The organism is Cupriavidus sp. L7L (assembly GCF_004353535.1).
GTDB classification, from domain to species: Bacteria; Pseudomonadota; Gammaproteobacteria; order Burkholderiales; family Burkholderiaceae; genus Cupriavidus; species Cupriavidus oxalaticus_A.
The window spans coordinates 72165-84695 of sequence record NZ_SMNY01000024.1; the positions used below are offsets into that span (position 1 = coordinate 72165).

At 68.0% G+C, this 12531-nt stretch carries 11 protein-coding genes; 7 read left to right on the plus strand and 4 right to left on the minus strand.

What is annotated here, in order from left to right; translation table 11 throughout:
• The first annotated feature begins 3 nt into the window (after window positions 1-3).
• The 6 genes from E1J61_RS22410 (at window position 4) to E1J61_RS22435 (ending at window position 4963) form a co-directional block, all read left to right on the plus strand.
• Window positions 4-936 carry an amidohydrolase gene (locus E1J61_RS22410; protein WP_133096197.1) on the plus strand — a complete coding sequence of 311 codons (933 nt, stop codon included), beginning with the start codon at window positions 4-6 and terminating at the stop codon, window positions 934-936.
• 27 nt (window positions 937-963) lie between these two features.
• The gene (locus E1J61_RS22415; protein ID WP_116312639.1) at window positions 964-1464 is read left to right on the plus strand and encodes a TRAP transporter small permease; all 501 of its coding nucleotides are present in this window, start codon (window positions 964-966) and stop codon (window positions 1462-1464) included.
• 16 nt (window positions 1465-1480) lie between these two features.
• Entirely contained in the window at window positions 1481-2758 is a 1278-nt protein-coding gene (locus E1J61_RS22420) for a TRAP transporter large permease (protein ID WP_133096198.1), read from the plus strand.
• A gap of 40 nt (window positions 2759-2798) precedes the next feature.
• A complete protein-coding gene (locus tag E1J61_RS22425) occupies window positions 2799-3956 on the plus strand; it encodes an alpha-hydroxy acid oxidase (RefSeq protein WP_133096199.1) in 1158 nt (385 codons plus the stop codon).
• Window positions 3957-4011: 55 nt separating this feature from the next.
• Window positions 4012-4623 carry a PPC domain-containing DNA-binding protein gene (locus E1J61_RS22430; RefSeq protein WP_371704740.1) on the plus strand — a complete coding sequence of 204 codons (612 nt, stop codon included), beginning with the start codon at window positions 4012-4014 and terminating at the stop codon, window positions 4621-4623.
• Window positions 4624-4711: 88 nt separating this feature from the next.
• Window positions 4712-4963, plus strand: a complete 252-nt coding sequence (locus E1J61_RS22435) for a DUF1289 domain-containing protein (protein WP_133096200.1) — start codon at window positions 4712-4714, stop codon at window positions 4961-4963.
• Window positions 4964-5052: 89 nt separating this feature from the next.
• Here E1J61_RS22435 and E1J61_RS22440 read toward each other — a convergent pair whose 3' ends face one another.
• From E1J61_RS22440 to E1J61_RS22450, 3 genes are all read right to left on the minus strand, one after another.
• Window positions 5053-5760 (minus strand): glutamine amidotransferase, encoded by a 708-nt coding sequence (locus E1J61_RS22440; RefSeq protein WP_133096201.1) that lies wholly within the window; start codon window positions 5758-5760, stop codon window positions 5053-5055.
• Window positions 5761-5882: 122 nt separating this feature from the next.
• Window positions 5883-8330 (minus strand): penicillin acylase family protein, encoded by a 2448-nt coding sequence (locus E1J61_RS22445; protein ID WP_133096202.1) that lies wholly within the window; start codon window positions 8328-8330, stop codon window positions 5883-5885.
• Window positions 8331-8424: 94 nt separating this feature from the next.
• Entirely contained in the window at window positions 8425-9855 is a 1431-nt protein-coding gene (locus E1J61_RS22450) for an aldehyde dehydrogenase family protein (protein ID WP_133096203.1), read from the minus strand.
• A 215-nt stretch (window positions 9856-10070) separates the two neighbouring features.
• Here E1J61_RS22450 and E1J61_RS22455 point away from each other — a divergent pair, with 215 nt between their 5' ends.
• The gene (locus tag E1J61_RS22455; RefSeq protein ID WP_133096204.1) at window positions 10071-10685 is read left to right on the plus strand and encodes a hypothetical protein; all 615 of its coding nucleotides are present in this window, start codon (window positions 10071-10073) and stop codon (window positions 10683-10685) included.
• A 73-nt stretch (window positions 10686-10758) separates the two neighbouring features.
• On the opposite strand, the gene E1J61_RS22460 is transcribed toward E1J61_RS22455, so the two are convergent.
• Entirely contained in the window at window positions 10759-12381 is a 1623-nt protein-coding gene (locus E1J61_RS22460) for an ABC-F family ATPase (RefSeq protein ID WP_133096205.1), read from the minus strand.
• Window positions 12382-12531 lie beyond the last annotated feature (150 nt).

The following is a 12531-nucleotide window of genomic DNA, read 5'->3' on the forward strand; positions in this document are numbered from 1 at the left end:
GCCATGTCCGCATTGCCAGCTGCCATCGTCGACGCCCACCACCACCTGTGGCGGCTCGGCCCGGCACGCTATCCCTGGCTGCAGGAGCGGTACGACGCCGCAGCGTTTTTTCTTGGCGACTACGCCGCGCTGCGGCAGGACTTCGATCCGGCCGACTACCTGCGCCAGTGGGACGGCCTGCCCCTGGCCGCCGGCGTCCACGTGGAAGCCGAGCGGCATGCCGACGAATCGGTGGCCGAGACCGCGTGGCTGCATCAGGTCCACGCGCGCCACGGCTTTCCCAATGCGGTAGTCGCGCATGCCGACTTCAACAGCGACACGCTGGCGGCACAGCTGCGCGCGCACCAGGCCTTCCCGCTGGTGCGGGGCGTGCGGTGCAAGCCGCGCACCAGCCAGTCAGCGGATGCCAGCGTGCGCGGCCAGCCCGGCACGCTGCAGGACCCGCGCTGGCTCTCCGGGCTGCAGCGGCTGGCCGGGCATGGCCTGGCGTGGGACCTGCGGGTGCCGTGGTGGCATCTGGAGGAAGCCGCCGAAGCGATCGCCGCGGTGCCGGGGCTTGCCGTGGTGGTGGAACACACCGGCCTGCCGTGGGACCGCACTGAAGCGGGCCTGTCCGGCTGGCGCCGCGGGCTGGCGGCGCTGGCCAGCCTGCCCGGGGTGCACCTGAAGCTGTCCGAGTTCGGCTTGCCGGGCGCGTCGTGGGATCGCGCCGGCAATATCGCCGTCATCCGCCAGGCGCTGGAGATCTTCGGCTGGCAGCGCTGCATGTTCGCCAGCAACCTGCCCGTGTCGGGGCTGCGCGCATCGCTGCATGAAATCGTCAATACCGTCGCCGCGGCGCTGGAAGGCCTGCCCGACGCCGCCGCGCAGGCGGTTTGGCACGACAACGCCATGCGCTTTTACCGGATCGGGGCAACCGCGCGACGCCTGCGCTGACCCCCGTCCACCCAGGAGTCCTCAATCATGAACCGAATTACGCTGCGCCTGATCCAGGGCGCGATGGTCGCCATGATGGCCGCCATGATCGTGCTGGTCTTTGGCAACGTGGTGCTGCGCTACGTCTTCAATTCCGGCATTGCCTTCTCCGAGGAAGCCTCGCGCTTCATCTTCATGTGGCTGACGCTGACCGGCGCCCTGCTAGTGATGCATGACAAGGCCCACCTGGGGATGTCCACCGTGGTATCGCGGCTGGGCGAGACCGGGCAGCGTGCCTGCCGCCTTCTCGCCGACGCGGGCGCGCTGGGCTGCTGCCTGCTGCTGGCCCATGGCGCCTGGCAGCTGGTGGCGATCGGCATGGACGACCGCGCACCCGTCACCGGCGTGCCGCTGGGCGTGGTCTATGCCTGCCTGCTGGTGTGCAGCGTCGGCATGGCGGCGATGCTGCTGCACGGGCTGTGGCGCCTCGCCAGCGGCCGCATGGCGCAGCATGAACTGGTGCCGCAGTCCGGCGCCTCCGGCGAATAAGCGCAAGGAGCCTGCCATGACCATCTTTGTCTTTGTCGGCTCGCTGCTGGGCGCAATGTCGCTCGGCATGCCCATCGCTTTTGCGCTGCTGGCTTCCGGGGTCGCGCTGATGCTGCACCTGGGTAACTTCGATACGCAGATCCTCGCGCAGAACATGCTCGAGGGCGTCAACAACTATCCGCTGATGGCGGTGCCGTTCTTCATGCTGGCGGGCGAGCTGATGAACGCCGGCGGCCTGTCGCGGCGCATCGTGCGCGTCGCCGACGCGGCGGTCGGGCACGTCCGTGGCGGGCTGGGCTACGTGGCGATCATCGCGGCGACGGTGGTGGCCAGCATCTCCGGCTCGGCCGTGGCCGATACCGCCGCGGTCGCCGCGCTGCTGATCCCGATGATGCGCAACGCCGGCTACAACGTGCCGCGCGCGGCGGGACTGATCGCGGCGGGTGGCATCATCGCGCCGGTGATCCCGCCGTCGATCGCCATCGTGGTGTTTGGCGTGGTCGCGCAGGTGTCGATCACCAAGCTGTTCCTCGCCGGCATCGCGCCGGGCGCGATGATGGCCCTGACCCTCGCCGTCACCTGGCACTTCTGTGCGCGCAAGGAAAAGCTCGCGCCCACCGAGCCCTTCAATGCCCGCCGCCTGGCCAGGGCCGCGCTCGACGGCATCTGGGCCCTGGTGCTGCCGGTGGTGATCATCGGCGGCATGAAGATCGGCGCATTCACGCCGACCGAAGCGGCGGTGGTCGCCGTGGTCTACGCCATGGTGGTCGGCCGCTTCGTCTACGGCGAACTGAAGCTGCGCGCGCTGCCGGAACTGATCGTCACGGCGGCCAAGACCTCCGCCACGGTGCTGTTCCTGGTGGCCTGCGCGCTGGTGTCGGCATGGCTGATCACCATCGCCAATATCCCGGCGCAGGTGACCGACCTGCTCGAACCCTTCATCGACAACAAGGTCCTGCTGATGTTCGTCATCATGATCCTGGTGATCGTGGTGGGCACCGCGCTCGACCTGATGCCGACGGTGCTGATCATGACCCCGATCCTGATGCCGGTGATCACCAAGGCAGGCATCGACCCCGTGTACTTCGGCGTGATGTTCGTGCTCAACAACGCCATCGGCCTGCTAACGCCGCCGGTGGGTACCGTGCTCAACGTGGTGGCGGGCACTTCGCGCTGCAGCCTGGACAGCGTGATCGGCGGCGTCTGGCCGTTCCTGCTGAGCCTGACCGCGCTGATGTTCCTGTTCGTGCTGTTCCCGCAGCTGATCCTGGTGCCGGCCGCATGGCTGCACTGAGGCCAGGCGCGCTCCATCTTTCTTCCTTGCAGGACACAAGATGCCATCCATCAACGAGATCGAGGACCTGCGCCGGCTCGCCCGGCAGCGGGTGCCGCGCATGTTCTATGAATACGCCGACTCCGGTTCGTGGACCGAGTCCACGTACCGCGCCAACCAGCGCGAGTTCGGCAACATCCTGCTGCGCCAGCGCGTGGCCGTGGATATCGGCGAGCGCCGCGTCGCCACACGCATGCTGGACCAGGACGTCGCCATGCCGGTGGCGATCGCACCGACCGGGCTTGCCGGCATGCAGCACGCCGACGGCGAGATCCTGGCCGCCCGCGCCGCGCGCGATTTCGGCGTGCCGTTCACGCTGTCCACGGTCAGCATCTGTTCGATCGAAGACGTGGCCGAGGCCACCGGCGGCCATCCGTTCTGGTTCCAGCTCTATGTGATGCGCGACCGCGCCTTCGTCGAACGCCTGATGGACCGCGCCCGCGCCGCGGGCTGCCCGGCGCTGGTGCTGACGCTGGACCTGCCGGTCAGCGCGCAACGCCACAAGGACCTGCGCAACGGCCTGTCGGCGCCGCCGCGCCTGACGCCGTGGAACCTGCTCGACATGATGGGCAAGCCGCGCTGGTGCCTGGGCATGCTGGGCACGCGCCGCCGCAGCTTCGGCAACATCATCGGCCATGTGCAGGGCGTCGACGACATGACCTCGCTGGCCGACTGGTCGAGCCGCCAGTACGACCCGACGCTGGACTGGGCCGACGTGGCGTGGATCCGCCGCCGCTGGCCCGGCAAGCTGGTGCTCAAGGGCATCCAGGATGTCGAGGATGCGCGGCTCGCGTGCCAGTCGGGCGCGGACGCGCTGATCGTGTCAAACCACGGCGGCCGGCAGCTCGACGGCGCGCCGGCATCGATCCGCGCCCTGCCCGCCATCGCGCAAGCCGTGGGCGAGCGCATCGAAGTCCATATGGACGGCGGCATCCGCTCCGGGCAGGACGTGCTGAAGGCGGTCGCGCTCGGCGCCCGGGGCGTCTATATCGGCCGGCCGATGCTGTATGGGCTGGGCGCCATGGGACAGGCCGGCGTGACGCGGGCGCTGGAGATCATCCGCAAGGAACTCGACCTGACCATGGCCTTCTGCGGCCACACCGACATCCGCGCGGTCGGCACGGACATCCTGCTGCCGCCGCATCCGCCCGCCTCGTAGTTTTCTTGCCGTAGCCACAAACCCAGACGCAATCAAACCAGACAGGAGACAACAGATGATGATCCTTCGCAAAACCCTGCGCGCCCGCCAGGCGCTCGCCACGTTCGCAGCAGCCACCGCCGTCGGCGCCGTCGCCCTGATGCCCGCGGCAGCCGCGGCGCAGCCCGCGCCATCCGTCGAATGCAAGGCGGCACTGGACGCCCGTGCCCAGAACCCCAACTACCCCCGCGACAGCGTGCCGCGCTATATCAAGACCCCCACCGGCTACCTGCTGGTGCTGCGCATGGGCGACAACGTGTTCGAGCAGATCGAAGCCTTTGCCATCTGCGAGAAGGTGCCCAGCGCGAGCCTGTCCGCGATCGGCTTCGCCAATGTCACGTTCGGCTTCTGGGATGCCGCGAAGAAGCAGTTCAACCCGCGCACCTTCCGCAACGTGGAGATGGCCAGCATCGTCGGCAGCCTGGCGTGGAAGGAAGGCAAGCCGTCGATCCATGCGCATGGCGTGGCCGGTGACAGCAGCTTCGACACGTACGGCGGCCATATCCTGTCGATGGAGGTCGGCACCGGATCACTGGAAGTGACGGTGACGGCCTATCCGCAACAACTGGAACGCGGCATCGACCCGAAGATCGGCGCGAACGTGCTGGGACTGCGCGATAGCCACTGACGGGCTGCGGGATTGGACGGTGGGACCGGTGGCGGCCGGTCCCACCCCGTATAATGTCCCCCCGTTTGAGCCCAACCCGCCCGTTAACATGCCGCAGTCTCCCGAATCCGCCGCGTTCCGCCCCCAACCGGACACCGGCGCCACGGATTCCACGTTGTCCGACCGCCCGGACAGCCCATGCATCGGCATCTGCTCCACGCTGTTCGACGAGATCTGCCAGGGCTGCGGGCGCACCGCGGCCGAGGTCAGCAACTGGGTTTTCTTCAGCGATGAGGAAAAGCAGGTGGTGTGGGAGCGCATCACGCGCGAGAGCACGGCCCGCCGCTTCCGGCAGGGCTGAAACCTACCTCCCCGGGGCGGCCGCGCTTCGCGACAAGCACTGCGCCGATCACGGCCGGCACACAGGCGGCACCGGCAATGCTGCCGTGCTCATAGCCCCGCCTGCTCCAGCCAGCGGGCAAACATCCGTTCGCCCGCCGCCGCCACCTTTGCGCCGACTTCCGCCGTTCGCGCACGGATGGTGCGCGGGTCGATGCCGGCCTTGCCGAGTTCGACGGTATGGCCGACCAGCCAGGCCTCGATGTCCGCCGGCATCACTTCGGGATGGAACTGCAGCGCCAGCACCTGGTTGCCGATGGCATACGCCTGGTTAGTTACCGCGGCGGTGGACGCCAGCAGTTCGGCGCCGGGCGGCAGGTCGAAGGTATCGCCGTGCCAGTGCAGCACTTCCCAGTTGGCCCCAACCAGTTCGCCAAGCGCCGAATCCCGTCCGGCCGGCGTCGGCACGATCGGCGCCCAGCCGATTTCGCGCGTGCCGGGATACACGCGCGCACCGGCGGCACGCGCAATCAGCTGCGCTCCCAGGCAAACCCCGATCATCTTGCCGCCGGCGGCCAGCCGCTGGCGGATCAGCGCGATTTCGCCTTCCAGCCACGGATAGGCGTCGGTCTCATAGACGCCGATCGGGCCGCCCAGGATCAGCAGCAGGTCGGCCGGGTCATCGACGATGGGGCGCAGGTCGTCGACGCCCGCCTGGAATGCCCGCAGCGCATGGCCGCGCGCGCGCAGCGCGTTGCCGATCACGCCCGCATGCTCGAACGCTAGGTGCTGGATTACATGGGTGGTGCGCGTGGCCATGGGCGGCTCCTGCCGATCGAAAAGGGCCCCCATGGTAGCGCCAATGGCTACGCCGCGAGAAATCCACGTCGCCTTACTGCCTGTCGGGGCGGCATCCCGGCTCGGCATGCCGCCACCGTGCGCTAATTTGTCGCAGCCGGGACCAGGGTCAGGGCGCCGGCCTGCGCCGGTGCCAGGGGCATGGTCACGTACTCCACCGCCGCCCATTTGCCGGTCCAGTCGCGGTAGCGCGGCAGCAACGCGTTGCCGGACTGCCCGGTCGAATCCATGAAGCGCGATCCCGGCAGGTCGGCCAGGTCGTATAGCGCCCGCACGCTGGCGGCATGGGTATTCTCGAACGGCGCCTTCTCGTCGCGCAGGTTGTGGCGGCCGACATTGACGGTATACGTGTCGCCGCCGGTCGGCACGCGCAGGTTGAACAGCGGCGACAGGTACGCAACCTTGCCGAACGGCTTGTGCTCGGAGCGGGCCGTATGCGCTTCGCCCCAGCGCCAGCGTTTCGGGTCCTCGCCATAGCGGCGCGACAGGTCGGCCATCGCCTGGGTCCAGGCATCGGCAATCGCGTCGTTGCAGCTTTCCGCGGGGCCCGTATGCGGACGGTCGCACCAGAACGCCCCGAGCTTGCCGGGATCGCGCAGGATATTCATCATCGGCTGTTGCACGTTGCGCTGGTCCCACAGCCGGACAAAGATCGCTTCGCCGACCTTTTCCTCGAACAGCCGCCGCGACAGCTCGCGCAGCCATGCGGTGACCACCAGCGGCTCGGCGCGATCGGCGTCCATGGTGCCGTCCCACTTGCGCAGCGCATCGAGCAGCGCAAGCTCGCGCTCCGGCCGTGCGCCGTCGTGGCTGACCGGTGCGGCCAGCAGCAGCGGCAAGACGTCGCGCACCGCCAGCGACAGCACGTCTTTCTGGATCCCGGCGAAGGTGTCGAACGTGTGCCTGGGCGTGGCCGCCAGCAACGCCTGGATGCGGTCATGGCGGTACGGCACCGTCCATTCGCTGGTGATGAAGTACGGGTAGTCCGGCGGCACGATGCGCTGGTTGGCGGTCACGATCACGCCTTCCGCCGGGTTGTAGCGCTGCGGCAGCGACTCGAACGGGATAAAGCCGGCCCAGTCATAGCGCGCATCCCAGCCCGGCGCGGGCGCCAGGCCCTTCAGGTCGTTGTCGGCGCGGCGCAGCGGCACCCGGCCCGGCGCGAAAAAGCCGATATTGCCGTCGACATCGGCGTAGACGATGTTCTGCTGCGGAGAATGGAAGTCGCGCAGCGCGGCGGTGAAGCTGGCCCAGTCGCGCGCCTCGTTCATCTTCATGCCGGCCTGGAAGGTGCGGTCGTCCGGACGCAGCGCGGTCCACTGGAACGCAACCACGTATTGCGCGCCAAGCGGCCCGGCCGCGGCGGACAGCGGCTCGGCCACGTCCGAGATGACCGGCCCGTGGCGCGTGCTGCGGACCTTCAGCGTCACGTCGGGCGCGCCCTTGACGCGGATGGTCTCGGTGCGGGTCTCGAAGGTGGCCCAGCCGTCCGGCGTCTGGTACTGGGTTTCGCTGCCGGGGCGCAACCGTTCGATAAACAGGTCCTGCACGTCCGGCGCGGTATTGGTCAGGCCCCAGGCGATGCGGTCGTTGTGCCCGAGCACGACCACCGGGATGCCGGGCAGCGTGGCGCCGGCCACGTCGAGCCCCGGGGCGGTCATGCGGGCGAAGTACCACAGCGCCGGCGCCTGCAAGCCGAGGTGCGGATCGTTGGCCAGCATCGGCTTGCCTGATTGCGTGTGCGCGCCGGAGACCACCCAGTTGTTCGAGCCCATGCCCTCGACATAGCCCGGCGGCGCCTTGTCGCCGACGCTGGCCATGGCATTCGCCAGCGGCGCCAGTTGCTTGTACAGGTGGCCGTAGTCCATGGTGCGCACCGGCTGCTCGTCCGGGTACGGCGCCAGCAGTTCGCTGATGCGCGCCACCGGCAGCACCTGCGCCAGTCGCATGCGCAGCGTCTCCTGGTTCCAGTTGCCGCCCAGGTCCCAGGCCATCATGGTCTGCCAGCCGAGCGTATCGGCCGGCTCCCAGTGCTCCGGCTGCGTGCGCAGCAACAGGAATTCAGGCGGCAGCGGTCCCTGCCGATGGTCGATCCACGCATTGACGCCGTCGGCGTACGCCTGCAGTGCCGCCCGCGTCTCCGGCGAGGCCTGCGCAAGGATCGCTTCGGCATTGCGCCTCACGCCCAGCGTGCGCAGGAACCTGTCGGTATCGAGCGCGGAGGGCCCCAGGATCTCGGCGAGCCGGCCGGCCGCCACGCGCTTGTTCATCTGCATCTGCCACAGCCGGTCCTGCGCGTGGACATAGCCCAGCGCGAACCATGCGTCGGCCTTGCTGGCGGCACGGATCTGCGGCACGCCGTTGCCATCGCGCACCACCGTGACCTGGCCACGCAGGCCGGGCAGCGCGACCGTGCCGGATGCGGGCGGCTGGGCCGCCTGGCGATACCAGATGAAGGCCCCCGCCGTGCCGGCTAGCGCCAGCACCAGCAGCCATCCCACAAGCCTGGCCAGACGACCGAACCAGCGCATCGTTGCTCCCCTCTTATCGTTATCGTTGCGTGACCCCGGCGGCAATGCAAAAAATGCCCGGACCGGCCGGGCATTTTCCCATGTCGCGCAGGCCTCAGGCCGGCTTCCTCAACTGCAGGGCCTTGTATTCGAGGAATTCCTCCAGCCCGTACTTGCCGGCTTCGCGCCCGTTGCCGGACTGCTTGTAGCCGCCGAACGGCGCGGCCATGTTGAACGGCCCGCCGTTGATGTCGACCTGGCCGGTGCGGATGCGGCGCGCCACGCGGATCGCGCGCGCCTCGTCGCCGGACCAGACGCCGCCGCCCAGCCCATAGATGCTGTCGTTGGCAATGCGGACCGCGTCTTCCTCGGTGTCGTAGCAGATGATCGTCAGCACCGGCCCGAAGATCTCCTCTTGCGCCACGGTGGCACGCGGCTCGACATTGCCGAGCACGGTCGGCTTGACGAAGAAGCCCTGGTCCAGACCTTCGGGCGCCTCGGGGCCGCCGGCCACCAGTTCGGCGCCCTCTTCCAGCCCGCGGCGGATATAGCCGGTGACGCGCTCCTTCTGCACGGCGGAGATCAGCGGTCCGAGCCTGGTGGTTTCCTGCAGCGGATCGCCCACGGTAAAGCCGGCCACCACCTTCTGCGCGATCGCTTTCACTTCGTCGTAGCGGGCGCGCGGTACCAGCATGCGGGTATGCGCCGAGCAGGTCTGGCCGGAGTTGAGGAAGCAGGCGCTGATCGTGCCCTTGACCGCCGCCGGCAGGTCGGCATCGTCCAGCACCACCGAGGCAGACTTGCCGCCCAGCTCCAGCGCAACGCGCTTGACCGTCTGCGACGCCAGCTCCGACACGCGCTTGCCGGCGCGGGTCGAACCGGTGAACGACACCATGTCGACCTCCGGATGGCTCGCCAGCACCTCGCCCACCACCGGGCCAAACCCCGTCACCAGGTTGAACACACCCGGCGGCAGGCCCGCGGCCTCGATCACCTCGGCCAGCACGAAGGCGTTCAGCGGCGCCACTTCCGACGGCTTGAGCACCACCGTGCAGCCCGCGGCCAGCGCCGGCGCGACCTTCAGCGTAATCTGGTTGAGCGGGTAGTTCCACGGCGTGATCGCCGCCACCACGCCCACCGGCTCGCGCACCACCAGCGAATTGCCGACTTCTTCCTCGAAGGGGAAGGTATCGAGCAGCTTGGCGGCCTGCCCCCAGTTGTAGACCGGGCCGCCCACCTGGATCGCGCGCGCCAGCTTGATCGGCATGCCGACTTCGCCCGCGATCATCTGGGCCAGTTCTTCGCTGCGCGCCTTCAGCCCTTCGGCGATTTTGGCGATATAGCCAGCGCGCACCGACGCGGGCGTCGACGCCCAGCCGTCAAAGGCAGCGCGCGCGGCCTGGATGGCGTCTTCCGCGTCGCGCGGCGAGCCTTCGGGAATGGTCCCCATCACCGCTTCGGTGCTGGAATGAATGACGTCGATGGTGCCGGTACCGTGGGGCACGACCCACTTGCCGTTGATAAACAGTTTGTCTCGTTGTTGCATGGCCACAGTTCTCGGTTGGTGCTGAGTTTGACGGATGAGCAACCGCAATTTTTTGTTACTTTTATGGTGCACGCACATTGTAGAGCGGTTTGGAGACTATGTTTCCAGCCCTGGCAGCCCCCGCGCCGGGCGCGTCTCTTCAAATGGCGATAATCGGCCGCACCCGGATACGGGATGCTCGCACGGACGGCCGGCATAACAAGGGAGCGAGACACATGATCGATCCGATCTACCGCAAGACGGATGCGGGACAGGACGAGATCAGGACGCGCGCGCGCAAGCTGGACCACAAGCTGCGTGCGCTGCTGCTGATGGTCAACGGCGAGCGCCGCGGGCAGGACCTGCTGGCGCAGGTGGCAGGCATGGGGGTCGGGCCCGATGCCCTCGACATGCTGGCCGCCCAGGGGCTGGTCGAGCCAGTGCATGAGGCGGCACCGGCGCTAGCGGCTGCAGCTGCGGCGCCGGATGCCCCGGCACGCACTTCGGCCGCGGCGGCGGATACCAACCTGTTTTCGGTGTACGCCATGCGGCACGGGCCGGCGGCAACGCCCGACGCGGCACAGACGACCCAGCCGACGCACTCTGCCGCCGAGATCGACGCGTTCCAGCGCCTCTACCACTTCTATACCGACGTCATCGGCCAGCACCTGGGCCTGCGCGGCTACGTGCTGCAGGTAAAGGTGGAAAAAGCGCAAGACCTGCCCGCGCTGCTGACCCTGCGCGAGCCGCTGCACGCGGCGCTGCTCAGGGCCAAAGGCGAAATCACGGCGCATGCGATCCTGCGTGAGCTGGACTCCATCGCACAGGACCTCCCGGCAGTGGCCGGATAAGCGGCGATCCCCGCGCCAGACAGCAAAAAGGCCGCCTCGGAAGGCGGCCCTTTTTCATCGGCATGAGGCAAACTCAGCCGTCGATCCCCTGCGACTGCAGGTACTCGTCATACGTGCCCAGGTAGTCGGTCAGCGTGCCGTCGGTGCGCACTTCGATCACGCGCGTCGCCAGGCCGCTCACGAACTCGCGGTCGTGCGACACGAAGATCAGCGTGCCCTGGAACTTGTCCAGCGCGATCTGCATCGACTCGATCGACTCCATGTCCATGTGGTTGGTCGGCTCGTCCAGCGCCAGCACGTTATGGCGGCCCAGCATCAGCTTGCCCCAGATCATGCGGCCCTTCTCGCCGCCGGACAGCACCTTGACGTTCTTCTTGATGTCGTCGGCAGAGAACAGCAGCCGGCCCAGCGTGCCGCGCAGCGAGGTTTCGTCATCGCCGGCCTGCGTCCACTGGCTCATCCAGTCCATCACGTCGCGATCCGCCGGGAATTCCTCGTACGTGTCCTGCGGCATGTAGCCGACATTGGCGTTCTCGGCCCACTTGACCGAGCCGCGATCCACCTCGACGCCACGCTGCACGCCGGTCTGCACCGCGCCGTTGAGCAGGCTGCGCAGCAGCGTGGTCTTGCCCGCACCGTTTTCGCCGATGATCGCCACGCGCTCGCCGGCCTGGATCGCCATCGACAGGCTGTCGATGATCTTGCGGTCGTAGCTCTTGGTGACGTTCTCCACCTCGACCGCCAGGTTGTGCAGCTTCTTCTCGAACTCGAAGCGGATGAACGGGTTCTGGCGCGACGACGGCTTGATGTCCTCGACCTTGATCTTCTCGATCTGCTTGGCCCGCGAGGTGGCCTGGCGTGCCTTGGACTTGTTGGCCGAGAAGCGGCGCACGAAGTCCTGCAGTTCGGAGATGCGCTCCTTGGCGCGCGCGTTGGCGGCCATCTGGCGCTCGCGGGCCTGCATCGACGCTTCCATGTAGTCGTCGTAGTTGCCCGGGTAGACCTTGAGCGTGCCGTAGTCCATGTCGGCCATGTGCGTGCAGACCGAGTTCAGGAAGTGGCGATCGTGCGAGATGATGATCATGGTGGAGTTGCGCTCGTTGAGCACGGTCTCCAGCCAGCGGATCGTGTTGATGTCCAGGTTGTTGGTCGGTTCGTCCAGCAGCAGCACGTCCGGGTTCGAGAACAGTGCCTGCGCCAGCAGCACGCGCAGCTTCCAGCCCGGTGCGACGTCGCTCATCGGGCCCTGGTGCTGCGCGGTGGGGATGCCCACGCCCAGCAGCAGTTCGCCGGCGCGCGCCTCGGCGGTGTAGCCGTCGTACTCGGCGTACTTGGCTTCCAGCTCGGCGGCCTTCATGTAGTCTTCGTCGGTCGCTTCCGGGTTGGCGTAGATGGCGTCGCGCTCCTGCGCGGCGGCCCACATCTCGGTGTGGCCCATCATCACCACGTCCAGCACGCGCATGTCTTCATAGGCGAACTGGTCCTGGCGCAGCTTGCCCAGGCGGATGCCGGGCTCCAGCATGACGTTGCCCGACGACGGCTCGAGGTCGCCGCCCAGGATCTTCATGAAGGTGGACTTGCCGCAGCCGTTCGCGCCGATCAGGCCGTAGCGGTTGCCCTCGCCGAACTTGACCGAGATATTCTCGAACAACGGCTTGGGGCCGAACTGCATGGTGATGTTTGCGGTAGAAAGCACGTCTGGAACCTTGTCTGGAGAATGTGGCGCCGCGGCACTGGCCGCGTTGCGCAGGTTGTTGCACCGGGGTGCACCCCATGCCGTTCAGGGGCCGGCCCTGCCGGCAGGCATCGCGCCGTCCGGAGCATTCCGGAGCCATGGCTGGCGATG